Below are 25,802 nucleotides of genomic sequence, written 5' to 3' on the forward strand. Positions count from 1 at the left end.
TCCGGGGTTATGCCATGTTCGACAAACTGCTGATCGCCAATCGTGGCGCCATTGCCTGCCGCATCCTGCGGACCCTGCGCACCCTGCAGGTGAAAGGTGTGGCGGTATATTCCGAAGCCGATGCTGCCAGCCTGCACCTGATGCAAGCCGATGAAGCTCACAGCCTGGGTGAAGGCGGCGCAGCCGAGACTTATCTGGCGGTGAACAAGATCCTCGCCATCGCCAAAGCCAGCGGTGCCAAAGCCATTCATCCAGGTTACGGCTTTCTCTCCGAAAACGCAGCGTTTGCCCAGGCTTGTGAAGACGTCGGCATCGCCTTCGTCGGCCCGACGCCCGAGCAACTGCGCGTATTCGGTCTCAAACACACTGCCCGAGCGCTGGCCAGGCAACAGGGCGTGCCCATGCTGGAAGGCACCGAATTGCTCGACAGCCTGGAATCAGCCCTCCTGGCAGCTCGTACCATCGGCTATCCGGTCATGCTCAAGAGCACTGCGGGTGGCGGTGGCATTGGCATGCGTGTGTGCCGCAGCGCTGAAGAGCTGGCCGACTCGTTCGAGGCGGTAAAACGTCTCGGTCGGAACAATTTCAGCGATGCGGGCGTGTTCATCGAGAAATACATCCAGCGCGCCCGGCATCTGGAAGTGCAGGTGTTCGGCGACGGTCAGGGCGAAGTGCTGGCACTGGGCGTGCGTGACTGTTCGGTACAGCGGCGCAATCAGAAGGTGCTGGAAGAAACCCCGGCCCCCAACCTGCCGGACGGTATGGCCGATGAGCTGTGCGCGGCGGCTATCAAACTCGCCAAAGCGGTGAATTATCGTAGCGCCGGGACTGTCGAGTTCGTCTTCGACAGTGAGGATCAGCGCTTCTACTTTCTGGAAGTGAATACGCGCCTGCAGGTCGAACACGGCGTGACCGAACAGGTGTGGGGCGTGGATCTGGTCAGCTGGATGGTGCAACTGGCTGCCGGTGATCTGCCCCCGCTTGCTCAGTTGCAGGTTGGCCTCAAACCGGTCGGCCATGCCATTCAGGCGCGGCTGTACGCTGAGGATCCGGGCCGCGACTTCCAGCCCTGCCCTGGTTTGCTGACCGCTGTGACTTTCCCTCCTGCCGATGGCCGCGCACTGCGCATCGACACCTGGGTCGAAGCCGGTTGTGAGATACCGCCGTACTTCGACCCGATGATCGCCAAGCTGATCAGTTGGGCACCAACCCGCGAGCACGCCAGCGCCGGGCTGATCGGTGCACTCGATCAAACGCGCCTGTACGGGGTGGAAACCAATCGAGGCTATCTGCGGCAGATCATCGCCGACACCCCGTTCGCCAGCGGCCAGCCATGGACGCGCTGCCTGGAAGATCTGGTGTACCAGACTGATACGTTCGAAGTGTTGACTGGCGGAACGCAGACCAGCGTTCAGGATTATCCGGGGCGGCTGGGTTACTGGGCAGTCGGTGTACCGCCGTCAGGGCCGATGGACAGCCGCGCGTTACGTCAAGGCAATAGCCTGCTGGGCAACCCCGAAGGATGCGCCGCGCTGGAAATCACCATGAGCGGCCCACTGCTGCGCTTCAATACCGACGCGGTGGTCGCAGTAACCGGTGCGCAGATTCCGATCACGGTCGACGCTGAACCCGCTGCCATGAATACCGCCCTGCTGGTACGCGCGGGTTCGACCCTCGCATTGGGCACTATTGCCGGCGCCGGTGTACGCAGTTACCTGTGCGTGCGCGGCGGGCTCGACGTGCCGGACTATCTGGGCAGCAAAAGCACCTTTACCCTCGGCCAGTTCGGCGGGCATGGCGGCCGCGCGCTGCGGGCTGGCGATGTGTTGCACATCGCGCCCTTGATGGATCGCAGTGCAGGCCAGCGGATTGCCGACGAAGCACTTGAAACGCTGACCGACGTCCGCCAGATGAGGGTCATTTATGGCCCCCATGCGGCCCCGGAATACTTCACTGAAGCGTACATCGAGAGGTTTTTCGCGACTGACTGGGAAGTCCATTTCAACTCCAGCCGTACCGGCGTGCGCCTGATCGGCCCGAAACCCGAATGGGTCCGCGCCGACGGGGGCGAGGCAGGTCTGCACCCGTCCAATATTCACGACAATCCCTATGCGGTCGGCGCAGTGGATTTTACTGGCGACATGCCTGTGATCCTCGGGCCGGACGGCCCGAGCCTGGGCGGATTCGTGTGCCCGGTGACCATCATCGAGGCAGACCTGTGGCAGTTGGGGCAATTGAAGGCTGGCGACAAGGTACGGTTCACGCCGGTGAGCGTCGAGGCGTGCCATGCGGCAATGGCCGCAGTGTTCCCGCAAACTATGCAAAACACTGATGCCCTTGGCAGCGAACTTGTTCGCGAAGGCGTCAGTCCGAACGCAGGAAATGCCGCTAATGCGCCGACCCCGACGCCCGTTCGCATAGGGGATCTGCACACTCCGATCATCCTTGATATCGGTCAGGACGATAAACGTCTGGTTGCACGTCTGTCCGGTGATACCCATCTGCTGCTGGAAATCGGGGCACCAGAGCTGGATCTGGTGCTGCGTCTGCGCGGCCATGCCTTGATGCTCGCGCTAGAGGCTAAGGCACTGGCGGGCGTGATTGACCTGACGCCGGGTATTCGCTCCCTACAGGTTCACTACCGTCCCGAGCAACTGCCGCTTCGGCAACTGCTCGACATCGTCGCCGGAGAATGGGGCGTGGTGTGCGCAGCGAAAGACCTGCAAGTGGCGTCGCGTATTGTCCATCTGCCGTTGTCCTGGGACGATCCGGCCTGCCAGCTGGCCATCGAGAAATACATGACTACCGTGCGCAAGGATGCACCGTGGTGCCCGAGTAACCTGGAGTTCATCCGCCGTATCAACGACCTGCCCAACCTCGACGAAGTGCAACGCACAGTATTCGACGCCAGCTATCTGGTCATGGGCCTTGGCGATGTATACCTCGGCGCACCGGTTGCCACGCCGCTGGACCCGCGCCATCGGCTGGTGACCACCAAGTACAACCCGGCGCGCACCTGGACCGCCGAGAATTCGGTCGGCATCGGCGGTGCCTACATGTGCGTGTATGGCATGGAAGGCCCCGGTGGCTATCAGTTCGTCGGCCGTACCCTGCAGATGTGGAACCGCTACCGCGACGTCGCTGCCTTCGAGGGCAAACCGTGGCTGCTGCGTTTTTTCGACCAGATCCGTTTCTACCCGGTCAGCGCCGACGAACTGCTGCGTATCCGTCGCGATTTTCCGCTGGGTCGCTTCGACCTGAACATCGAACACAGCACCTTGAACATGGCCGACTACCAGGCCTTTCTGACCCGCGAAGCCGACGGCATCACGGCATTCCGAACCCGTCAGCAATCAGCGTTCAACGCCGAGCGAGAGCGCTGGAACGCCAATGGTCAGGCCGACTTCCAGAGCGATGAGGGGGCTGCCCCGAACACCGAAGAACAGCCCTTGCAGGCCGGTCATCAGGGCATCGACAGCCACATTGCCGGCAACCTCTGGCAGGTTCGGGTGCAACCGGGCGAGCGCGTGGATGCGGGCGACGTGCTGGTGATTCTGGAGTCCATGAAAATGGAAATCCCCCTCCTTGCCCCGGTCGCCGGTGTGGTGCAGGAGGTCAGGGTGCAACCCGGATCGGCAATACGCGCAGGGCAACGGGTCGTAGTGCTGGCGACTGAAGGAATCGATCACCTTTTCACTGTCAATGGAATCCCGTCATGAACGACACAGCACTGCCCAATGACCTGCGCCTGGACACGCTGCGCACCGCGTACCAGTCCGGCCGGATTTCACCACGCCAGCTGATTCTGGCGTTGCGGGAAAAAGCCGAACGGCTCAACACGGATTATCACGCGTTCATCCACCTGCTCGGCACGGACGAACTGGAGCCCTATCTGACCGCACTGGAGGATCGCGATGCTCAGAGCCTGCCACTCTACGGCGTGCCCTTCGCGATCAAGGACAACATTGATCTGGCTGCCATTCCAACCACGGCCGCCTGCCCGGATTACGCTTACACGCCAGAGTGCTCGGCGACCATCGTCGAACAACTGATTGCACTGGGCGCAGTGCCCATGGGCAAGACCAATCTGGACCAGTTCGCCACCGGCCTGAATGGCAGCCGTTCGCCCTATGGTGCCTGCCCCAACAGCGTATTGAAGGAGTATCCGTCGGGTGGTTCAAGCGCTGGTTCGTCTCTGGCCGTTGCGCTGGGGCTCAGCAGCTTCTCGCTGGGCACCGACACGGCGGGCTCGGGGCGTGTACCCGCAGCGCTGAACAACCTGGTGGGAACGAAAGCCAGCAAGGGGCTGATTTCTACCGCAGGTGTCGTGCCAGCCTGCCGTACGCAGGACTGCGTCTCGATCTTCACTGCCACGGCGAGGGAAGCCAGCCAGTTACTGGGGCTGGTCGCCACGCTTGATCCGCGCGATGAATACAGCCGGCGCAACCCCCAGTGGAACGACGCTTCGGCGTTTGGTGCCCCTCGCCCGTTTCGCTTCGGCGTACCACGCGCTGAAAATCTGCAATTCTTTGGCTGTACCGAGGGGCCGAAACTGTTCAGCGCTGCTATCGACCACCTCACCGCGCTAGGCGGCGAAGCGGTCACAGTGGACCTGTCACCGTTTCTTGAAGCTGCTCGCCTGTTGTATGAGGGTCCTTGGGTGGCCGAGCGCTATAGCGTGGCAGGGCAGTTGATGGAAGACCGTCCGGAGGCGGTATTGCCGGTGATTCGCGATGTACTGGCCAAGGCCCCCAGCGTCAGCGGAGTCGATACATTTCGTGCGCAATACCGCCTGCAAGCGCTCAAGGCGATTTGCGACCGGGAGCTTGAAGGGCTGGATTGCGTAGTAACACCCAGCATCGGTCGCCCGGTCACCTCGGCAGAACTGATTGCCGAGCCAGTGCTGCGTAATTCTGAGCTGGGTTATTACACGAATTTCGTCAACCTGCTCGACTACGCCGCCATCGCCGTGCCAAGCGCTTTCATGGGCAACGGCCTGCCGTGGGGCGTGACGCTATTCGGACGGGCGTTCACCGACCAGTATCTGCTCAGCCTGGCCGATGCTTTTCAACGGCAAACCGCGCTGCCCCTGATTGGCGGAGAAATACCTGAATGGTCCGTGCCACAGAGCGTCGCACGTAACGATAAGGCACAACTGGTGGTGTGTGGCGCGCATCTGGACGGGCTGGCATTGAATTGGCAACTGAGGCAACGCGGTGCGCGTCTGCTGGAGACCACGCAAAGCTCGGCCGACTATCGGCTGTATGCGCTGGCCGGTGGGCCGCCGTTTCGCCCGGGCATGGTGCGGGTTGCCGAACGGGGTGTAGCCATTGAAGTGGAGGTCTGGGAGTTGCCCAGTGGCGAGCTGGGGTCGTTTCTGACCGGTATTCCGGCACCGCTGGGCCTCGGTAAAGTGCAACTGGCCGATGGCCGTTGGGAGACCGGTTTTATCTGCGAAGCCTACGGCCTGGAGGGGGCTGTCGATATCAGCCATCTCGGTGGCTGGCGTGCTCATTTGCAGCAGCTGTAAGCGAACACGCGGCGTGCCCAGGCGTGCCGCCGTGTTTGACACGGCTCGGGTATTACATAGTTATGTCATACCCGGACCGCCTTCACGACATAGTGAGCATCCACTCACTTCGACCGGCCGTCATGAACCACATCTGGAGTCCGCTTCGTCAGGACACCCTTTTTCACCCCTCATCTTTTCTGCTGGAACAGCCGAGCATTCTTTTGCCAGAGTACAGCAGCAACCGACACGACACGCTCAATGCTTCAGTGCCATTCGCGCTGCCAGCGCTTCAGCTTGCGCCTCGCGAACATCCACTGCCGCCGACCGAGGAGCACGAGCCACAGGCCCCGGCCGCACACATCGAACGCCCCCTCAAAGCGTTGCGTAAAAGCCCTGGCTTCCCATTGATTGCCGACTCGGTCTTGCTCCTCAAGGCTTGCCAGCTGGACATGGATCTCCCGCCGAACCGAAGACACCATGTCCGCCAACAGCTCGTCGCGCTGCTCACCCAACGAACCGGCAAGGCACTGGACCCGGATACGTTAGGGGTCACGTTCAGCACCCAGACCCTGCCCGCACTGAACGACGAGGGGCACGAGTCTTACAGCATCGAGCTGTCCCTGACCGACGTGGCATTGTCCGCGACCTTTGATCCGGGGCAGTTCGTGCGCCTGTATCGCAGTGAAATCACCAGTACGCACTGGCCTGAAGAGGCCTCGTCACTGAGCGCAACGCAGCTCGTCAAGTGGATCAGCGAAGCCCATCTGGATCGTGACTACAGCACAGCACTCGAGGTTTTTCGAACTCGGCACGCAGCCACTTTTCGCACCTTGTCCCGGTTGGGCTTTCTGGATGTGCTGGCTCGCCAGTTTCTCTCCGGGCACATCAGCCGGGCCGGCTATTTCCTGACGCTGGACGCCTTGGGGCTGAGCGATTTCCCTGCCGACGTGGCGACCCTTGAGCAAAGCGGTCGCGGTCAAAAATCCGAGATCCGCATGTTGTCACTCAACGGCGACACCGTGCAGGGTATTTTTCAGGTGAGGTCGAAAGCCACCTCCCACTGTTTCATTCACATACTGGGTGCCAAGGGCAACGTCATCGAATACATCAGCGAGGATCCGGGCGAGATGACCCGCAGGCTGCTGGCGGCCATGAACGTCTCGGGACTGTACGGCCACGCATTGCATGCGCTCGATCAGGACGCAGTCATCGTTGCCGACGCCCCGCTGCTCGCAGGCGATGTTTTTACCGAACTGAGCCAGGCATCGCTCACAGAGACGCAATTCAACAGCGAAAACATCGACCTGCTCAAACCCGTATCACGCAGCCTTACGCTGGCCGGTGCGGCAGACCTCTGGCAAACAGCGTCCACTCTTCTGGAACAGATCCCCTCAGCCCCCAGGATGGCTGCGCAGGTCATGGCGGCCTATCTATTGAAACATCACAATCTGACGCTTAATCCCGATCACGTGTTCATTGCCTATCAATCCGGTAACTCGGTCAGCCCGCTGGGCAGCCCCCGCAATCCGCCCATCCATGTTCACACACCCGCTGAAAAACCGATCAGCCTGAGCGAGGCGTTGATAAGCAACTACCGGGTCGACTCACCCGAGGGTTACATTGATCACGACGGTACTACAGAGGTCTTTCTGGATAGCACAGGCCAGGGCGAACGAGCTCAGGGCCAGAGACTGGCAATCACGCCGCAGGCACTTGAGGACTACATCAAGGCATTCGATTTTCTGACCTGGATGACCGGGCACATCCAGACATTCTGGAGACAGCAAAAAACAGCCATCGAACAGGCATTCAGATCGGCCTTTATCAATCAGGCGCTGATCAGCCTGAAGCGCGGCAGTCTCAAACGCAACGGCTTCGATCAGGTCGTTGAAGCCTTGGCTGGCTCTGCGCCAGGTCACTGGCTGGCACTCGGTTTTTTCGTTCAGGGTTCGCTGATCGACGGCATGGAACATCAATACACCGGGCTGCTGATACTCAAGCACACCGACAAACCGAACGTGCTTTATCAACCAGGGCACCCCGAGGCCTTTGTCCAGTTCTCGGACGACAGTGAACTTGAACGCTATCTGAAATTGAAAACCGCACATCCGGATTGGCGGGAAGCCGTGATGCGCTACGTTCCGCTACGCCATCACCAACGGCTGGACTATCTCTTCAAACTATGGGGCGGTGCTCAGCCCCCCACTCCGCCCGCCTCCCTCCTGCGCCCATGGACGGATGCGCTGTACAACCCTGACACACGAAAAGCCATGCACCACTCGTTGTGCGAAAAAAAGCTGGAGGGCTCGCCGTTCGCTTACCTGCACCAACTCCTCGAACAGAACTCGCTGGATGATGCCAAGGAGCAGATCGTGACCCCTGCACAGGTTTCACTGGCCTACTGGACAGACCGACTACACCAGTTGCAGCGTTTGCTGGCACCCATATCGCTGTTGCTGACACCGGTATATTTCGCGTCGCTGGCGGCGGAAGTCGGTCTTGCAGCGCTGAGCGTTGCTTCTGCAAATTTGCCGGGCAGGCGTTACGCAGAAAAACATCAGGCGCTGCTGGCAACGTTATCACTGGGCTTGCTACAGCTTGGGCCGCAGACACCGAGGCTGCTGCGCACGCTGACTAAAATCGTCAAACCTGCAGGTCATACGGCAGGAGTATCTTCAGTGTCGTCCGCTGGCGCGCGGGGCCCCGGTCGATTGAGCATACGACCAATAAAGCCGCGCCAGACCCGGCTGGAAAAATTCTTCCATACCGACGCGCTGCTCAAGCGCTGGACCATTACCGGCGCCGCAGCGCCCAGCCGGGTAGCGGTGCATGCCTGGAAGCTGGGCGGGCGTTTTCTGCTCTGGACATCGGACAGAGGTCAGGCGCGGACTCTGGTGGTCAGCACCCACGGGTATTACACACCGTGGACGGCAACAGTGAAAATCCCCAACGGCACAGAAATACGAACCTATGCGCCTCATGGCTACGAATTGGTCGACCCCCAACTGCATCGCGTCGTCAACGGGAATGTCCGGCCGTTTGCTGCCTCCAGCACAGCAGAACATTCACTGATGCAGCCAGTGCTTGAACCATTGCTGATGACTGACAAGGTCATCTCCGGAACATCACTGCCCGGCAGGCTGAAAAACTACAGTCTGTCCAAGTTCCAGACACCCAGTGGCGAGAGCTATGACGATATTGCCCGCGTGGTAGGCAACTCCAATGGCTCACCACTCAAAGGCTGGCTACCACCCAAGCCAATGGATGTGTTGACGGTACGCAGCCGCTTCGGCATGACGCCCCCTTCGCTGAACGACCTGTTCAACAGCCTGTCGGCGCAGGGCATTCATTACGACAGGATTCTGCTGCTGCATTGCCGTTGCGCAGCGATATCTGCACTGTTACGCCGTGCGCCGGTTTATCATGCGCCCACAGCGCAGTCCATTGGCAGGAGCGCCTGAACTGACTACCACGATCATCGAGCACGGTGCCTGAACCCGCATGACAACCGTCCTGAACGACACGCGCCTCTGCCCTCTGTGCGGCTTCAGTAACCAATGCAGCCTGGCCGATCCGCGCACGGCAGCACAGCCCTGCTGGTGTTTTTCGGCAAGCATCGACCCGCTGCGGCTTGAAGCTCTGCCGGATGACATTCGCGATAAAGCGTGTCTGTGTCCGCGTTGCGCCGGGATAACGGATGCAGCGTCCGGTCAGGCCCCGCACCGGATCACGGAATAAGATGCGCCTCTCCTCTCCCGCCCGCCGCTACCACCATGCGTCTTGATCGCTTCCTCAGTAACCTGCCGCGTTTCAATCGCAAAAGCGTGCGCCTCGCGATGGCCAGCGGCAGGGTGCAGGTAGACGGGCGTACGATTCGCGATCCGCATCACGAAGTACGCGAGTTCAGCCGTGTAGCGCTCGACATGGAAATTCTGCAGGCGGGCAAGGCGGCACGCTACTTCATGCTGCACAAGCCTGAAGGCTGCGTCAGTGCGACAGTCGATACACAGCATCCGACAGTCCTCGACTTGCTGGACGAGCCTGACAAGCACGAACTGCACATCGCCGGGCGACTGGACTTCAATACCACTGGGCTGATGCTGATTACCAACGATGGCCAGTGGTCAAGACGCCTCACACAGCCACAGACCAAAATGCCCAAAGTGTATTACGTCGAGACTGAACAACTGATCGACGAGCGCTATGCCGCCCTGTTTGCTGCAGGTCTGTATTTCTCATTCGAAGGGATAACCACGCAACCGGCACAATTGACCTTACTGGGTCCACGCAGCGCACGCCTGAGTATTGTCGAAGGTCGCTACCATCAGGTGAAAAGGATGTTCGGCCACTTCGATAACAAAGTGTTGCGCCTGCACAGAGAGAACATCGGTGGATTGGCTCTGGATCCTGCGCTGGCACCCGGCAGCTACCGGGCGTTGCACGCCACGGAAATCGGCCTGTTCTGAAAGTCACAACCGTTTGGCGGATTACCCGAATAAGGTACGAACGGCACTTGCGGGTTGAGGAATCGACTGCTTGACTGCAATGGTCAGTCCTGATGCGACTGATGAGTCCATCCATTATTCCAAGAAACTCTTTGTCGCACAGAGCCACGGGCTCGCGACAAATTGCCCGCCAATAATAATACCTGTCGAACAGACTATCGGATCGACATGGGCCTTTCATCGGCTATCGCCTGCCTGTCACGAAACTCGTGCAACGTCATGTGCACGCATACCTGTTTACGCCAGGAGTTACACCTATGTCGCCAGAAAAAGCAGTGCTGGACATACAAGGACAGTTTCGGGTTTATACCGAGTTCTATCGCACCGACGCCGCCGCAAAGACCATCATTCTGGTCAACGGCTCACTGGCCACCACCGCGTCTTTTGCCCAAACCTTGCGTAACCTTTATCCGACATTCAATGTGGTGCTGTATGACCAGCCTTATTCGGGCAGATCCAAGCCTCACAATCTGCACGGTGCCCCTCTTACCCGGGAAGAGGAAGGCCAACTCCTGCTGGAACTGATCGACCACTTCAACGCCGAGCACGTGCTGTCCTTCTCCTGGGGCGGCGCAGCGACACTGGTTGCGCTGGCCCACCAACCAAAACGCATTGAGAGCGCGGTCATCAGTTCGTTCTCCCCGGTCATCAACGGCCCCATGCGCGAGTACCTGGACAAGGGCCTCGACTACCTCAGCGCGCATAGCCGTTATGACATGGGCCACTTGATCAACAGCACCATCGGCAAGCACTTGCCATCGCTTTTCAAGCGCGTCAACTATCGCCACGTCAGCAGCCTGGACGGTCATGAATACGACCAGATGCACTATCACTTCAGTCAGGTGCTGGAACTTGATCCGGACAACTACCTGACCGCAGGAAAGCGTATCAAGGCCCCGGTGTTGTTCATCAACGGTGACTGGGACGAATACACCTCCGCAAAAGACGCAGCGCAGTTCTCCAGGTACCTGCAAAACTGCAGCTTCAGTACCGTCGACGCAACAGGCCACTTTCTGGACATGGAACACAAGGCCGCCTGCCGCGACTCGAAACACGTGCTCATGAATTTCCTGCAACCGGCAGAAGCATCAACAAACGTCTATAGCCGGGTTCAGGGGCACCATGCTTTCGCCTTCTGAAACCCGAAAACGCCCCTCCATCAGCACATGCACATGTGCTGCTGGCGGAGGGCTTGTGTGATGTGACGGACGGGAAATCGCTGCGCGATGAAATTAGCGCTTCAAATCGAGGCAGGGTTCTGGTACAAAGTCAGCCGCTCAGAGCAGGTCCCAGAGCGGGTATAGTTTAGTGGTAAAACGAAAGCTTCCCAAGCTTTAGTTGAGGGTTCGATTCCCTCTACCCGCTCCATCCCTTCCAAAGAAAAATTTTTTTTAATCAGACGCTTCGGCTCTAAATCTCCGCGCGCTCAATTATCGCCTATCCCCTCCTTGGGACACACAGCAGCAACGGCACGACTAACGAGTTCGTAGGCGCTTGCATAACGTCGCTGGCGTACACTATTGAGGTGACGCAGGCTGCTCGGGTGGGATTGAAGCGAGGCTTGCTGGTGACCCAGCGTTACCACGAGGTGGTTGACTACCTAAAGGACTCAGGCGTCGACGTCATCGATCATTTTATGCTTGATGAGGCACGACCAGCGCCTAGGTCGCCAACGGGTCAGTGGGTGATGCCCACCGTAGAGGGGGAAAGTAAATAGTGCAGCTACCACCAAACTCATCCATTACCGCCGAGGCAGGGAACGGCGGTGCTTACGCACCTGCTCCCAACGACCAAAGCGGAAACGTTCGTATTGTCGTACAGGTACGACTTTCTCATGATTTCTCATGGAAGAACCCTCCATATTTTCTCAGCATTGCCTGCTGATAGCCTTTGCGCCCCTTGCGCAAAGCTCATGCGGTTTGGAGGGTCAGGCAGCATGGAAAGGAGTCGCTGGTGGTAGCTGCGGGGCTATCCTAGCAGCGACTTATGGGGATTGGAAGCATTGTGTGGCACATCGCCACCACCGCCTAGCATGGCCTCTTTTTGACGTCAGTGGCCGTCATGCGCCCGTAGGATTAGTGCCCTCTTCCTCCCCGGCTATACCGCCCATCATGACGGCGTAATGCTCGGGGTATCCGGATCTCGCAAAGACGCCTTCAAATTTTTCAATCATTTTGTCTGCGCTCCAACCACCAAAGTCAGTGACATTAATCGCACCACCATGTGACTGTCTATTTATATATCGATAGAGGGGCTTGAATTCATGATCAACTCTTTCCAGCACCTCAAGGGCTTTTAGCAGATCATCATTCTTATGGATGAAGCCAAAATAGTGCTCCAGAATATTACGCATCATATTAGGAAGCACCGCAGCATGCACTTTAGAATCACGAGCCTCTCTGATCACTTGCCAATAGCTTTCGTAATCGTTCTTGATTTCCTCTTGACCCAACTGGGCAATCGCACTATGAGCGCCTTTAGAAACTCTGAAACATGCGTATTGCTTAGTAACGCTCTTAGGAGCATTTTTTAATAGCTCATGAAAGAAGAACAAGTTGTGAGTAAGCACGATTATCTGTTTGAATTTCAGGGTAGCGCATAGAACACGATGATAGATATGAGCTGCAACTTCGTAAACATAGTTATGCGACAGGCTTGAAATCGGATCATCGATCACAATGACCCTCTCGCTAGCGACTACAGGCTTTTCAGCGTCTACACTACCTGCGCAAAGTTCGAGGAAATACAAAAAAGTGATCAGAGTCTTCTCACCTTCACTCAATGACCTGTAAACGTCATTTGAATTATTTCCCCGAACCAATCGATAGCTTGTCTCGTCACCGTCAACTTTCTTCAGATTGAAACCAGTGATACCGATATTCGCGATGGCAGCATCAATTTTCTTAACTGCCTCATCAACATTAGTCATCTTGGACTGACATTCAGTAATTGAAGCAAGATCGCGAAGCACTTGGTCGCTTAGCTCTTTTTTCTTAGCATTCAACTCAGCAGAATTTTTAAGATAGAATTTCGCAAGCTCCTTATGGGCAGCAATAGTCTTCTCAGCTTGCTGACGCATGACTTGCCACATCTCTGCGACAACTTGCGAAAAGAGTTGATCCTTTTTGCTCAACCTAAGATTGTACTCATCATCCTTGGCTTTCTGAGCCTTGATTGCCGCATTCAAGTTAATTACTGCAGCCGTCGTTGACTCTAGAGATAAGGATTTGGACACGGACTCTTCTTTATCCGCTAACCTTGTGCGATTAATCGTGAGCAACCGCTTCAATTCGCCTTTGGCCTTGATGAAGTCAGCCTCTGACTGGATCGCTGAAGAGGTGTAGGCCTGTGCCTCTAATTCAAACTCCAATGCATCAGCGGCTTTAATATATTTTTCTCTGAGCACCACGACCTTAGAAACCTCCTGATCGTAGGTTTCGTCGAATAGCGACTTGACATTGCGTTGGAATTCGTGAGGTAGATCTTGCTGACAGAGAGGACATGCATTCTCAGAATGATCTAGATAGGGCAACGCTTTCTTGACCCAGTCTGAGTTTCCTAGTCTTTGGATCAGGTCGGCTAGGTAAGAATCGCCGGAGGGAGTGATAACTTTAGTCAGTATCGGATCATTTTCTAGTGACGCTCCAGCAAAGCTTAATTCAGGCAGGGCTGCTATGGAGCTCGCGTCGGAATAACTCAGCGACTTCGTAACATCGGACAGTTCCTTTTTTGTGCGGACAGGACTTGTAGGAAGGGGAATTTTTTCCAACTGATCTTTGAAAGCCTCCTTGTTCCTCTGACCTCTGAAACAGGTAGCCAGATCGCCCTTCTCAAACTCCAGCCTGATATCCCAAAGTGCATCCTTGTAGGTCATTAATGATCTGCCGTGAGCCTCATCCCCCTCTGACAGCTTCGTCTTTATACGATCAACTTCTTTATTGGCCGTCTCTAAGCTTTGTTGTAACTCTGCGATTTTTTCTTTCGCTTCGATATTGCCTTCATTCAATGTAAAGATTCCAGGATGACTTTCCTGGTGAAAATTTTTCTCAATGAATTTCTGGTTGTATACGAAGACTTGATCCTGCTTGATAGCTGGATCAACTTGACAAGTTTGATATCGGTTGCCAGTGAGATCCTGCAAATAGTCTCCAACCGTCGATTTCCCCGAGCCGTTGAGCCCGTATACCAGGTTGACACGTTTCAGCGGGCCAAGAATGACCGGCTGGTCATGGGGGTAGCTGGTGACGCCCTTGAGTGAGATTGTTTTGATCATAAAGGCATTCCATTTGCAGGTAGGGTCAATTGACGCCAAAACTATATCAGCGTAGTGGCCATTTCATAGCCCTATCCTACAGGCGGTTATAGGAGATGCTTTGGGGGGTGAGATCTTAGGGCTGCTCGGAGGCGCTGGGGACTGAGCAGGTAGGATCACGCCTTTACTCGACAGGTGAGTGATGGCTGGATTGGTGAGCGATGCCCGGCTAGCCAGAATTTTTCAGGGTGGAGGTTCGATCACACTTACACACTTACACACTTACACACTTACACACTTACACACTTACACACTTACACACTTACACACTTACACACTTTGAGTGGCCTCCTGCCCTATAAGGGGTCGATTCCCTCTACCCGCTCCACCGTTTTCAGTACAACCTGGTTTCTCAGCAGTCTGTCTTCTTCAGCATGAACTCATCTATTTCGATTTCCCTTCCCCTTTCGCAACGCATTCATGCCATGCAAAAGTGAAGCAAATATCGCTGTCATTTTAAACATCGCTCCGACCAGCCCCTCGATACTAAGCTCCCGTCGACACAGCATCATGCTTTCGGACTTTCACCTCATAGTCCCGACATCTATCTTCCCTACACCGGCATCACGTGGCACCTGCACCCGGGCCTGTTCTGGAGGCATCGGCACCAACAGAAACTGCCGGTATTCCCTGAACGCGTTCAATACAGAGGCGTCCTGGGGGCGGTAGTCATCACCACTCAACCGTTGCTGATTTGCCACACATGCCCTTCCGATAGTTTTCATGCAGACGTCGTTGGCACCGGCTGAGCCCGGATCGAACAACGCGAATGCATTGCCCGGCTGGTCCACATCGTTGAACAACGGGTGAGTTACTTTTTCGAAGTCGTTTCCTTCAACCAACAACTGTGAAGATGGCGTTCGCGACATGATTGCGCCTTGATAGGTCATGCGCTGAAAGACGTTGTTGACCAGTTGAGCGTGCACCTGCGCATTTTTCATTCCGCCGGAATGCGGCGCTCTTCCCGAGCCGTCGTGTATGTAATTTCTCGATAACGTCAGCGTGTCCTGATTGCCAAGGAACAGCCAGACCCAGTAATGATGACCGTCGCAGGTCGACGAGTAAGGCGTGCGGCCGTCGAATTCGTTACTGGAAAGGGTGACGTGCGAGGCTGCGCCCCATCCGGTCACAATCATCTGTCTGCCAATACGTGCGAAGGTGTTGTGGTCGATCCAGATGCCATCCGCCTTGTTCAGCGTGAGTGCATCTCCGCCCCATACAACGCTGGGGTTGATATCGGACAGGGTCAGATTGCGGACAATCACGTTATGTGCGCCGTCACCAATGAACAGCCCCGCGCCTTGAATGCCAGCCTTGTTGCCCACACCAATCAGGGTTTTATTCGATCCGACCTTCAGAGGCTTCAGCCCGGCATTATCGTAGGTCACCATGACTGGAGGCCTCGACTGGCAAAAGTTGTTGGCACCATTGAGCGCAAACTGTTCGCCGCCATGCGGACACGGCTTGACCACACAGCCCGGTTCGGTGGTTTCGGTGCTGCCGCTGACAACAACGCTTCTGCGAAAGTCGAACACGTGGTCCAGAACGATGACCCGCGGGGTTTCATCGGTACAGGCACCGCGTGAATCGCGAGATGCGCACAACGCAGATCGAAGCTCGTCAAGTGTCGAGGGATGCACTGCCGTGGCGGCTCCGCCACCTGTAACGCCTTTGGCAAAACCTTCCGGCGCCTCAGCAGCCTGCAAGTGCTGTTCTAACGAGCACATCAGGAACAAAGCAGCAACGCATTGGAAAAGAGCACTTACAGGCCTCATGTGTTGACCTTCCGGACCTATTCGCAGGGGGTGCGAAAACAGTCTGCATGCTAAACGGACAGAAACCTGCCTTCCCCATGTTCTGCGACTTTGGTCAGCCTCTGTTCAGCCGCGAAGATCATTCCTCACAGTGCCCGCTCCATCCTCACACTGTCGATGCCAGGGCCATGCCCGTTCAGTTCGACAGCGCCCATGACAAACCCCAGATTCGAGTAGAAGTCCTGAACATGCTGGCTCGTATTGATAAAGGCGCGGGTGACGCGCGGTAACACCCTCATCAGATCAAGCCTCGCCTGGGTCAGAAATCGGCCAAGGCCGCTGCCGTGCAGCTCATTGTGGACCATGCCCCATGTGAGTTCGGCCACTGATGGGTCCGACAGCACAAGATAGCCCCCACAAGCCACAACAGCGCCATCACGCTCGACAACGAAGTAATGACCCAATGGAGCCATCAGGAAGCTGGCAAATTGCTCGCGCTCCGCAGGATCAAAGTAATGCGGTACGTTGCTGTCGAAAATATCCAGGCAGACATTCCGATCCGTAAGGGTGTAGGGCCTGAGCGTTGCCATTTTTCAGCCTGTCTGTTCCGATCGATCAAAGTGCCTGGCGAAATATCTCCTGGATCTGCTCAAGCCCGGCGGAACGCGGATTGGTCAGACCGCACGCATCTTTCAGGGCGTTGGTGGCCAGTATAGGAAAATCTTCTTCCTTGACCCCGAGCAGTGCCAGACCTGCCGGAATATCCACAGCAGCCGACAGTGCACGAATGGCATCGATTGCCGCCAGAGCGCCCTCTTCCGGAGAAAGGCCGCGAATATTGCAGCCCATGGCATGCGCAACATCGGTCAGGCGTGCAGCGCTGACGCTGGCGTTGAAGCGCTGCACATGAGGCAGCAAAACAGCATTGCACACACCGTGTGGCAAATCATAGAAGCCGCCCAACTGGTGCGCCATCGCGTGCACATAGCCCAATGACGCATTGTTGAACGCCATGCCGGCCAGAAACTGGGCATAAGCCATGTTCTCGCGCGCAGTGATGTTCGCCCCGTTGGTGAAGGCATCACGCAAATTGTTGGCAATCAGTGCCATGGCCTGCAACGCGCAAGCGTCAGTGATCGGGTTGGCAGCCGTCGAGACATAGGCTTCGATTGCGTGGGTCAAGGCATCCATGCCGGTCGCGGCGGTCAGCGATTTGGGCATGGCGACCATCATCTCAGGGTCATTTACCGATAAAAGCGGCGTAACGTTGCGATCAATGATAGCCATTTTTACGTGGCGAGCCTCATCGGTGATGATGCAGAAGCGGGTCATTTCGCTGGCGGTTCCGGCGGTGGTGTTGATCGCAATCAGCGGCAACTGCGGTTTTGCCGAGCGGTCGACGCCTTCATAGTCACTGATGTGCCCTCCATTGCTGGCGCACAGGGCAATACCTTTTGCGCAGTCATGGGGCGAACCTCCGCCAAGCGAGATAACGAAATCGCACTGACGTTCTTGCAGCAAGGCCAGGCCATTCTCTACGTTGGCGATGGTCGGATTGGGACGGGCACCGTCATACACCACCGAGTCGATACCCTGCTCCACCAGCAACCCGGCAACCTGACCGGCCACCCCGGCCTTTGCAAGCCCGGCATCAGTGACGATCAGGGCCTTGTGAAATCCGTATTTGCGTATGGCGAGCATGGCTTCATCAATGCAGCCAGTGCCGATGATGTTCACAGCGGGGATAAAAAAGGTGCTGATCATGACGGACCCTCGTGGGTAGCGCGGATGCTTGGGTAATAGCTCAAGCATCCGCCCTGCGCGAGGTACGAAAGTTGACCCAGCGCAAGGAAAACCGTCATACGTCATACCGCTGGTCGAAGGTCGCCCGCTACCGGGTAGCAGCCCCTCTATCAGCCGATGAAACCGTCCGCTTGCAGAAGTGTTTCCAGGCAATGCTCGCTGATGCCGTAGAACGTCTTGAGCTCCTGAATACGCGACAGCAACAGGGCTGGGTCGACCGGTTCGGCACGCTTGACGGCGAGGATCATCTTGTTTTTGTTGGTGTGCTCCAGAGAGATGAACTCGAACACCTTGGTTTCATAACCGCACGCTTCCAGCAACAAGGCACGCAGGCTGTCAGTGACCATTTCTGCCTGCTGCCCCATGTGCAGGCCGTATTGCAGCATCGGTTTCAACAAAGCCGGGCTCTGGATCTGCAGACGGATCTGTTTGTGGCAGCACGGCGAGCACATGATGATCGAGGCGCCGGAGCGAATGCCCATATGAATGGCGTAGTCGGTCGCGATATCACAGGCGTGCAGCGCGATCATCACATCCAGTGCACGGGGTGCCACAGTGCGTACGTCACCGTGCGCAAAGGTCAAACCGGGATGATCGAGCTTCACCGCAGCCTCGTTGCACAGCGTCACCATGTCTTCGCGCAGTTCGACACCGGTCACCTGCCCTTGCGCCTGCAAGGTATTGCACAGGTAATCGTGGATAGCGAAAGTCAGATAACCCTTGCCTGAGCCGAAGTCCGCGACCTTGATCGGTCGATCGAGCTTGAGCGGCGACGCACTCAAGGCATGGGAGAACACTTCGATGAACTTGTTGATCTGCTTCCATTTGCGCGACATCGCCGGAATCAGTTCATGCTGCCGATTGGTCACACCAAGGTCGGTCAGGAAGGGCCGGGTAAGCTCCAGATAGCGCTTTTTCTCGCGATCATGACCTGCCGCGGGGACCTGGCGCTGTTGCTGAGCCTTGCTTTTGAACAGCGTCGTCTTGCCCTTCTTGCTGAACTCCAGCTGCACCTCGTCGGTCAGCGACAGCAAGTGTGCGTTCTTGAACGACTCAGGGATCAGGCTGGCAATAACGTCCGCGGCTTCGGCAAGCGGAAAATTCTTGGTGATGTCGCGGGTCTTGTAGCGGTACACAAATGTCAGGCAAAGCTGCTCCTTGACGGTCAGCGGTTTGATGATAATCCGCTGCAAATCGGCCTCGCTGCCCACGTGTTTGGCCAGGACCAGCTTGATCAACGAGTTCTGCGACAGGCTGATGTCCAGCAGGCCGAGGAACTGCACGCGGTGATCGCTCGCAGTGCTGGATGACGTAGGAGTAATGACTGACATTGAAGATGTGCCTCGAATGTCCCCAACGGGAACTTGAAAAATCAGACGTGCATTTTAGGCGGCTCGGCGTACCAAGGGCACCCCTATTTTTCCTTGAGTACACAGACGGTTCGTACACGCACGCCTGACCATTCGAAACCTACATAACCCGTAAAACAATCCCCACCGAAAACCAAAGGCCATTACTTGTGCCCGGCAAAAACAGCTTTATAGTTGCCCTGGCTGATTGCAAACAATCAGCCTCACCTTTTAGAGCTTTTTGCTCTGACACAATAACTCGCACAAGGAACGTGCATTATGTTGAGCCAAGCAGCACTCCTGGAAAACGAAGACATTGCTCGGGTTACTTTAAAGCCACTGGAATACGTAAACGTTCTCCTTGATGATGAAAAAAAGGGTGGCCGGAGCGCCGCCTTTGTTCTGAGCCAGGAAGACATCATCACGCTGAAACGTTACGAACGGTACGCGCTTAATACCCCTACTTCGCTCGCGCGTGTCGAACAAGAGTTGGGTTTCAAAAAAAGTGGCATTCCCGGGCTTGAGCCCAAAGACATGCTGTTGCTTTATACGACCATCAATAATCACGGCAAAAGCTGGCTGGTTATCGAGAATGGCATCAAGCGTAGCGGGGTTACCCTTGACGTGTTTGCCGCGCAGTTCTCGGTCCAGGGTCGACAGATCATCAGTTACATCGAAAAGATGGATTTTGCCAGACAGCTGGACCTGACCGTTGACGATTTGACCATCGAAGAAGTACGCGATACACCAGCGATGCCGCTGGGCGAAACCGACCGAAAGGTCTGTATCACGCTGTCCCAGTTCCTGAAAAAGACCGCCTCAAAAATAAAGGATCATCAGGACGCGGCAGGAACGTTGATGCGGAACATCGACACGTTCAGCACCGTCCTGAGCAATAAGCTCCTTCCTGATATCAATTACAAGGCGGGACTGGCGAAGCGCTCCGACGTGGATCAGCAGATCAAAGACCTGGAAAAAGATATCGAAGAGTTGACGATCGATATAGACCACAAAAACAAAGAATACAAAGCGACCAAAAACAGTATTGCCTGGGGTATTTTTGGCGGGCCTATCGGGATCGCTATAACGGGAGGCATTTTTGGCGCAAAGGCGGAAAAAATCCGAAAAGAAAAAAATCGAATGGTCGCCTCCAAGAACCAGAAAGTTCAGGCGCTCAAGGAAAAAATCCCCTTGGCAGCCGCCGTTCGCGGCCTGCAATCAATGTTTGAAGACATGGACATTCGCTTAAACGATGCTCATCAGAGCGCGACCGACCTGAAAGACCTGTGGGCACTGCTGGCGGCGTACATCGATCGCTCAGCCGATGAACTGGCGGACATCAAAAACGATCAGGCGCTGCTGATTTTCGCGCTGCAATTTCAGGGCGTTGTGACACCGTGGCTGGAAATAAAAGGCATAACCACTCAGTTGCTGAAGCTATTTGAAAGTGCACTTATTCAGTTTCAACGCGAAAAAATCTCCAGCACCACAGGACAATGATCATGACTATTGAAGCTCCTGAAAAAGCGTTGGTCCTCACTCCGCCTTGCCATAAAGTCATGAGAGCCGCTCACCAGAATATTCTGTCGCAGGTGAGCGCTTTGAAACTGGACTTTCTGCCGGTCATGAAAGAAAAGATGCGACCGCTTCAAGCAGCATTGACGAGCGCAGACAAGGCCTATCACCATGAACTGGCCACTCTCACCACGCAATTGAATACTGTGAATCTGCAGATGATTGATCTGAAGCAACAGCAGATCGAGGCAGACAAAAGACTCAGCGATAAACAAAGAAAGCAAGCGATCAGCCTGCTGAACGGACAGCGCATTCGTCAGGTGTCGAATCTCACGGAGAGTGTGCGCAAAAGCGCTCGCACCATTGTCGAGCGCAGCGATGATATGACACAGATACATCTGACGCTGGAAGGCAATCGTCTACCGGAAACACTCCAGCAACAAATCGACAGCATGACCGAACGTTCGGCCGGGCTGGAGAGCGCAATGAGTGCCATCGCGGAAGACCGACGCCTGCTCGATGCAACCATCAAGGCATTTGAAAAGTACCGCCTTGCCGATCAATTCAAGGAAATGCTGCCTACTCCGGAGGAGCTCAGACTGGTCACCCTGCCGTCACCGGAACTTGCGCTGGTTACTGCCGGGATTGCCAGGCTCGGAAATCTGCTCGGCAAGATCAGCAGCGCCCTGACTTATCTGGATCTGACTGAAGAACGCGACAGACTGAGGTCGCGCTATAACGCCCTGCTCGACCAGACCCGGACGATCACTCGGGAAGCCAAGGAGACCAAAGCTAAGCTCGATGAGCTGACAGGGCTCGCGCAGATCGATGAGAGTAAGGCGCTGTGGGTCAAAGAGGCCAGGAAGGTTTATCAATCGCTCCATAATTTTCTGGATCAGATCGCGTCGCAACCTGACTCTTCGGCGTTGATCAGCCAGCATGTCGAACACCTGAAGGCCTACATAAAATCGCTTTACGATGTAACGCGCGCCCTCTGACGCAAATGTGTTTCAGGAAAGGCAGGTGTCGACTTCATAGGCACCTGCCTTTTGTCATTACCCCAGCACCACCAGCCGATTCGGCAACTCATTCCTGCCGTGGGTCACCGGAACATGATCGGCAAGCAACTCGCCACACGCATGAATACAGCCCAGAAACCCCTGCAAGGTCTGTCCGTCCCTGACCTGCTGGGTGAATACATCGACCATTGCCTTCCAGGTATCGTCGTGCAGACGGCTGGCGATGCCATGATCGACCAGAATTTCGACGTAACGCTCAGCTTCGCTGACAAACACCAGAATGCCTGTTCCGTCATGAGTCTTGTGCAGGTTTTGTTCAAGAAACTGTCGACGCGCCAGATTCCCGGCCCGCCAGCGCCGTACCGAAAGCGGCACCAGCAAGGCGGATACTTTCGATAACCGGCAGACCAGCGCTACGACAATGAACGTACTCATCTGCGCCAGCATCAATTCGTCCGCGCTCAGCCACTGAACCCAGTAATTGATCGTACCCGGCAGCAGCAGGCCGAGCAGCCCGGCCCAGATCAGCGGCATATACGCATAGTCGTCGGCACGGGCAGCCAGTACCGTGACCAGTTCGGCATCGGTGCGCTGCTCGACGCGATCAATTGCCTCGGCGACCTGCCGTTGCTCTTCTCTGTTCAATAACGCCATGGTTCCCTCATTCCGAATCGTTCGACTACCAGTTGCCCGAAGCCCCGCCACCGCCGAAGCGACCGCCACTCCGGTCAGCGGCTTTGTCGCGAGCAGGCCGGGCAGCACCACGTCTGATGCTGATTATCACAATGCCCAGCACGACAAGAGTCAGCACAATAGCGATCAGCCAGACCTGATCATCACTGGTCTGCTCGTCATAATCCGACATCTGTCGGGTCGGGTCGGGATAATCCGGTATCTGACCACCCAATGCCGCGATGACCGCTCGTGTGCCACGCTCGACGCCGATCGTAAAGCGATTGTCGTCAAACTCGGGCGTCATCAGCATATCGATGATCAAGGAAGCCTGCGCATCATTGAGACGATCCTTCAGGGCAGCGCCAACCTCCATGAGCACCTTGCGCTTGTCGCGGTAAACCATCAGCAGAACACTATTGTCCTCACCATGTAGCCCCAGCCCCCAGGCATCGCCCAACCGAGAGCCGAATTCCTCAAGACTCGTGCCCTGCAGATCGGCCAGGGTCACCACCACCACGCGCTCGCCGGTTGCTTGCTCGTGGGCACGCAGAAGTCTGGCCAGACGAACCGTGGTCTGGCTATCAAGCATCTGTGCTGCATCGACAACACTGCCGGTCATCGGCGGAAAAACCAGTGCGGGCGGCTCCGCTTCGGCACGCAACCCTCCTCCCAACAGCATCACCACGTACAACACCCACTGTGAAACAGACTTCAAAATCAGACCTCCGGTGCTTTTTTGAATCTATTGAAACGACACGCCTTAGCCAAAACACAAGTTCCCCGGCATAATCCACCGCCAACGCCTGGTACGGTCAATAATTGATCGAACAGGGTTTGTACAAAAATCAATCAAACCACCATTTTCGTACACACCTTGGGGAGACTTCATACAGTCAAGCGCATAGCAACTATCCTTGCGCTCTGTACGAACCATAACGCCAAAGGTCCATAACCCAAAAACTCGCTGTCGGACATTAAACGCGAGTTACTGACAAAAGCCTTGAGAAATCATTCATGAATAAGCTGTGTTTATTAGGTTTGCTGTTCGGTATGGCCAGCCAGTCGGTGATGGCTCAAACCGCTGCCGCCACGGACAATACAACGCTTCAAGCCAAGAATGCCTTCATCGGCAAACTCATGAAACAAATGACTCTGGACGAAAAGATCGGCCAGTTGCGCTTGATCAGTATCAGCGCCGAAATGCCACAGCCGCAAATTCTCAAGGAAATTGCTGCAGGAAGAATCGGCGGCACGTTCAACTCCATTACGCGCTCGGAAAATCGCCCGCTGCAGGAAGCAGCTGTCGCCAAAAGCCGTCTGAAAATTCCGATGTTTTTTGCCTATGACGTTGTTCACGGTCATCGCACGATTTTTCCGATCAGCCTGGGCATGGCTGCCAGCTGGGACATGGACGCCGTCGCACTGATGGGCCGGGTTTCAGCGCAGGAAGCGAGTGCCGACAGTATCGACATGACATTCGCACCCATGGTCGATATTTCCCGCGATCCACGCTGGGGCCGCAGTTCTGAAGGTTTCGGCGAGGACACCTATCTGGTGTCACGCATCTCCGATGTGATGGTCAGGTCTTTTCAGGGCAAGAACGTTGCAGCCAATGACAGCATCATGGCGGCAGTCAAGCATTTCGCCCTGTATGGCGCAGTCGAAGGCGGACGCGACTACAACACCGTGGACATGAGCATGACGCGCATGTACCAGGACTACCTGCCGCCCTACAAGGCTGGCATCGATGCGGGCGCTGGCGGTGTGATGGTCGCGCTCAATTCGATCAATGGCGTTCCGTCGACCTCCAACAAGTGGCTGATGCAGGATCTGCTGCGCAAGGACTGGGGTTTCAAGGGCGTGACCATCAGTGACCACGGCGCACTAAAGGAGCTGATCGACCACGGCGTGGCCAAGGACTTCCGCGAGGCCGCCAAGCTGGCGATCAAGGCGGGCGTCGACCTGAGCATGAACGATGCGGCCTATGGTGAGCAGTTGCCCGGGCTGGTGAAAGACGGCGAGGTTTCCATGAAGGAAATCGACAACGCCGTGCGTGAAGTGCTGGGTGCCAAATACGACATGGGCCTGTTCGCCTCGCCTTACGGTCGCATCGGCGTTGCCGCCGATGACCCTGCCGACACCTATTCCGATGACCGCCTGCACCGTGCAGAAGCCCGCGATGTCGCGCGCAAGACCCTTGTACTGCTGAAAAACCAGAACGACACGCTGCCGCTGAAGAAACAAGGCACCATCGCGGTGATTGGGGGGCTGGCCCAAAGTCACCTCGACATGCTCGGCAGCTGGTCAGCTGCCGGCCGTGCCAACCAGTCAGTGACCGTATATGAAGGGCTGGCCAATGCAGTCGGCGACAAAGCCAGACTGGTTTACGCGCGTGGTGCCAATGTCAGTGACAACGAACACATCCTCAATTACCTGAACTTTATCGAGAAGGAAGTGGAGGTCGACCCGCGTCCGGCGCAGGAAATGATCGACGAAGCGGTCAAGGTCGCCGAACAGGCCGACGTGATCGTTGCCGTGGTCGGTGAGTCGCGCGGCATGTCCCATGAATCGGCCAGCCGCAGCAGCCTGAACATTCCGGGCAGGCAGCAGGATCTGATCAAGGCACTCAAGGCCACGGGCAAACCTCTGGTACTGGTGCTGATGAATGGTCGTCCACTGGTGCTGGTCGACGAACAGGAACAGGCCGACGCCATGCTCGAAACGTGGTTCCCGGGTACCGAAGGCGGCAACGCAGTGGCTGATGTGCTGTTCGGCGACTACAACCCGTCGGGTAAGCTGGCCATGTCGTTCCCGCGCTCGATCGGTCAACTGCCGGTCTACTATGCGCACCTCAACACCGGCCGCCCTTATCACGAAGGCAAGCCTGGCAACTACACCTCGCATTACTTCGAGGAGCCCAATGGGCCGCTGTTCCCGTTTGGTTTTGGTCTGAGCTACACGCAGTTCGACGTATCGGACGTCAAGCTGTCGGACTCCAGCATGGCGCGCAAAGGCAAGCTCACTGCCAGCGTGACCGTGAAAAATACCGGCAAGGTTGCGGGTGCCACCGTTGTGCAGTTATACCTGCATGATGTGGCGGCTTCGATCAGTCGTCCGGTGAAAGAACTGAAGAACTTCGAAAAAGTGATGCTTGAGCCTGGAGAAGAAAAAGTCGTGACTTTCACCCTCAGTGAAAACGACCTGAAGTTCTACAACAGCGAACTCAAGTACGCTGCGGAACCTGGAGAATTCAAGGTCATGATCGGCCTGGACTCACAGACCGTGAAAGAAGCGACCTTCAATCTGTTGTAATGCCCGTCCATGGCGCGTTCGCAGGCACTCGCCTGCAAACGCGCCA

At 56.4% G+C, this 25,802-nt stretch carries 16 protein-coding genes and 1 tRNA gene; 10 read left to right on the forward strand and 7 right to left on the reverse strand.

The annotated features are described in order from the left end of the window. Nucleotides 1-14: 14 nt before the first annotated feature. The 7 genes from uca (at nt 15) to MME58_RS20395 (ending at nt 11,385) form a co-directional block, all read left to right on the forward strand. Nucleotides 15-3,719: an urea carboxylase gene (gene uca, locus MME58_RS20365; protein ID WP_055007085.1), complete on the forward strand. Its 3,705-nt coding sequence runs from the start codon at nt 15-17 to the stop codon at nt 3,717-3,719. After that, the gene (atzF, locus tag MME58_RS20370) at nt 3,716-5,530 is read left to right on the forward strand and encodes an allophanate hydrolase (protein WP_055007084.1); all 1,815 of its coding nucleotides are present in this window, start codon (nt 3,716-3,718) and stop codon (nt 5,528-5,530) included. The genes uca and atzF overlap by 4 nt, the downstream gene beginning before the upstream one ends. Before the next feature lie 122 nt (nt 5,531-5,652). Then, nucleotides 5,653-8,973 carry a dermonecrotic toxin domain-containing protein gene (locus tag MME58_RS20375; RefSeq protein ID WP_055007083.1) on the forward strand — a complete coding sequence of 1,107 codons (3,321 nt, stop codon included), beginning with the start codon at nt 5,653-5,655 and terminating at the stop codon, nt 8,971-8,973. Between the two features lie 40 nt (nt 8,974-9,013). Continuing rightward, complete coding sequence (locus MME58_RS20380) at nt 9,014-9,250, forward strand: cysteine-rich CWC family protein (RefSeq protein WP_054984268.1); 237 nt, start codon at nt 9,014-9,016, stop codon at nt 9,248-9,250. A gap of 35 nt (nt 9,251-9,285) precedes the next feature. Then, on the forward strand, nt 9,286-9,978 hold the full coding sequence (locus MME58_RS20385; RefSeq protein ID WP_054984269.1) for a pseudouridine synthase: 693 nt from the start codon (nt 9,286-9,288) through the stop codon (nt 9,976-9,978). A 296-nt stretch (nt 9,979-10,274) separates the two neighbouring features. Then, nucleotides 10,275-11,156: an alpha/beta fold hydrolase gene (locus tag MME58_RS20390; protein ID WP_055007082.1), complete on the forward strand. Its 882-nt coding sequence runs from the start codon at nt 10,275-10,277 to the stop codon at nt 11,154-11,156. A 155-nt stretch (nt 11,157-11,311) separates the two neighbouring features. Continuing rightward, nucleotides 11,312-11,385: transfer RNA gene (locus MME58_RS20395), tRNA-Gly, on the forward strand. Between the two features lie 691 nt (nt 11,386-12,076). Here MME58_RS20395 and MME58_RS20400 read toward each other — a convergent pair. The 5 genes from MME58_RS20400 to MME58_RS20420 all read right to left on the reverse strand — a co-directional run bounded on the left by MME58_RS20400 (nt 12,077) and on the right by MME58_RS20420 (nt 19,217). Beyond that, entirely contained in the window at nt 12,077-14,290 is a 2,214-nt protein-coding gene (locus MME58_RS20400; RefSeq protein WP_055007081.1) for an AAA family ATPase, read from the reverse strand. 563 nt (nt 14,291-14,853) lie between these two features. Further along, nucleotides 14,854-16,104, reverse strand: coding sequence for a pectate lyase family protein (locus MME58_RS20405; RefSeq protein ID WP_055007080.1), 1,251 nt, complete (start codon nt 16,102-16,104; stop codon nt 14,854-14,856). A gap of 125 nt (nt 16,105-16,229) precedes the next feature. Further along, nucleotides 16,230-16,673, reverse strand: coding sequence for a GNAT family N-acetyltransferase (locus MME58_RS20410; RefSeq protein ID WP_055007079.1), 444 nt, complete (start codon nt 16,671-16,673; stop codon nt 16,230-16,232). A gap of 25 nt (nt 16,674-16,698) precedes the next feature. After that, nucleotides 16,699-17,847, reverse strand: a complete 1,149-nt coding sequence (gene yiaY / locus MME58_RS20415; protein ID WP_055007078.1) for an L-threonine dehydrogenase — start codon at nt 17,845-17,847, stop codon at nt 16,699-16,701. 149 nt (nt 17,848-17,996) lie between these two features. Continuing rightward, the gene (locus tag MME58_RS20420; protein WP_055006194.1) at nt 17,997-19,217 is read right to left on the reverse strand and encodes a class I SAM-dependent methyltransferase; all 1,221 of its coding nucleotides are present in this window, start codon (nt 19,215-19,217) and stop codon (nt 17,997-17,999) included. A gap of 297 nt (nt 19,218-19,514) precedes the next feature. Here MME58_RS20420 and MME58_RS20425 point away from each other — a divergent pair, with 297 nt between their 5' ends. After that, the gene (locus tag MME58_RS20425) at nt 19,515-20,735 is read left to right on the forward strand and encodes an alpha-xenorhabdolysin family binary toxin subunit A (protein WP_055006195.1); all 1,221 of its coding nucleotides are present in this window, start codon (nt 19,515-19,517) and stop codon (nt 20,733-20,735) included. Further along, entirely contained in the window at nt 20,732-21,748 is a 1,017-nt protein-coding gene (locus tag MME58_RS20430) for an alpha-xenorhabdolysin family binary toxin subunit B (protein ID WP_054984274.1), read from the forward strand. Before MME58_RS20425 ends, MME58_RS20430 begins: the two co-directional genes overlap by 4 nt. A 57-nt stretch (nt 21,749-21,805) precedes the next feature. Here the strand turns inward: MME58_RS20430 and MME58_RS20435 are convergent, their stop codons facing one another. Then, the gene (locus tag MME58_RS20435; RefSeq protein ID WP_054984275.1) at nt 21,806-22,423 is read right to left on the reverse strand and encodes a TPM domain-containing protein; all 618 of its coding nucleotides are present in this window, start codon (nt 22,421-22,423) and stop codon (nt 21,806-21,808) included. A gap of 25 nt (nt 22,424-22,448) precedes the next feature. Next, nucleotides 22,449-23,123 carry a TPM domain-containing protein gene (locus MME58_RS20440; protein WP_055006198.1) on the reverse strand — a complete coding sequence of 225 codons (675 nt, stop codon included), beginning with the start codon at nt 23,121-23,123 and terminating at the stop codon, nt 22,449-22,451. 335 nt (nt 23,124-23,458) lie between these two features. Here MME58_RS20440 and bglX point away from each other — a divergent pair, with 335 nt between their 5' ends. Next, nucleotides 23,459-25,756: a beta-glucosidase BglX gene (gene bglX, locus MME58_RS20445; RefSeq protein ID WP_055006196.1), complete on the forward strand. Its 2,298-nt coding sequence runs from the start codon at nt 23,459-23,461 to the stop codon at nt 25,754-25,756. Nucleotides 25,757-25,802 lie beyond the last annotated feature (46 nt).

Source organism: Pseudomonas syringae pv. tagetis, from assembly GCF_022557255.1.
Classification (GTDB): Bacteria; Pseudomonadota; Gammaproteobacteria; order Pseudomonadales; family Pseudomonadaceae; genus Aquipseudomonas; species Aquipseudomonas caricapapayae.

Excerpts from the sequence above, each read along its gene's own strand:
- uca (WP_055007085.1), top strand. The coding sequence starts at position 15 with ATGTTCGACAAACTGCTGATCGCCAATCGTGGCGCCATTGCCTGCCGC.
- atzF (WP_055007084.1), top strand. The coding sequence starts at position 3,716 with ATGAACGACACAGCACTGCCCAATGACCTGCGCCTGGACACGCTGCGC.
- MME58_RS20375 (WP_055007083.1), top strand. The coding sequence starts at position 5,653 with ATGAACCACATCTGGAGTCCGCTTCGTCAGGACACCCTTTTTCACCCC.
- MME58_RS20380 (WP_054984268.1), top strand. The coding sequence starts at position 9,014 with ATGACAACCGTCCTGAACGACACGCGCCTCTGCCCTCTGTGCGGCTTC.
- MME58_RS20385 (WP_054984269.1), top strand. The coding sequence starts at position 9,286 with ATGCGTCTTGATCGCTTCCTCAGTAACCTGCCGCGTTTCAATCGCAAA.
- MME58_RS20390 (WP_055007082.1), top strand. The coding sequence starts at position 10,275 with ATGTCGCCAGAAAAAGCAGTGCTGGACATACAAGGACAGTTTCGGGTT.
- MME58_RS20400 (WP_055007081.1), bottom strand. The coding sequence starts at position 14,290 with ATGATCAAAACAATCTCACTCAAGGGCGTCACCAGCTACCCCCATGAC.
- MME58_RS20405 (WP_055007080.1), bottom strand. The coding sequence starts at position 16,104 with ATGAGGCCTGTAAGTGCTCTTTTCCAATGCGTTGCTGCTTTGTTCCTG.
- MME58_RS20410 (WP_055007079.1), bottom strand. The coding sequence starts at position 16,673 with ATGGCAACGCTCAGGCCCTACACCCTTACGGATCGGAATGTCTGCCTG.
- yiaY (WP_055007078.1), bottom strand. The coding sequence starts at position 17,847 with ATGATCAGCACCTTTTTTATCCCCGCTGTGAACATCATCGGCACTGGC.
- MME58_RS20420 (WP_055006194.1), bottom strand. The coding sequence starts at position 19,217 with ATGTCAGTCATTACTCCTACGTCATCCAGCACTGCGAGCGATCACCGC.
- MME58_RS20425 (WP_055006195.1), top strand. The coding sequence starts at position 19,515 with ATGTTGAGCCAAGCAGCACTCCTGGAAAACGAAGACATTGCTCGGGTT.
- MME58_RS20430 (WP_054984274.1), top strand. The coding sequence starts at position 20,732 with ATGATCATGACTATTGAAGCTCCTGAAAAAGCGTTGGTCCTCACTCCG.
- MME58_RS20435 (WP_054984275.1), bottom strand. The coding sequence starts at position 22,423 with ATGGCGTTATTGAACAGAGAAGAGCAACGGCAGGTCGCCGAGGCAATT.
- MME58_RS20440 (WP_055006198.1), bottom strand. The coding sequence starts at position 23,123 with ATGCTGTTGGGAGGAGGGTTGCGTGCCGAAGCGGAGCCGCCCGCACTG.
- bglX (WP_055006196.1), top strand. The coding sequence starts at position 23,459 with ATGAATAAGCTGTGTTTATTAGGTTTGCTGTTCGGTATGGCCAGCCAG.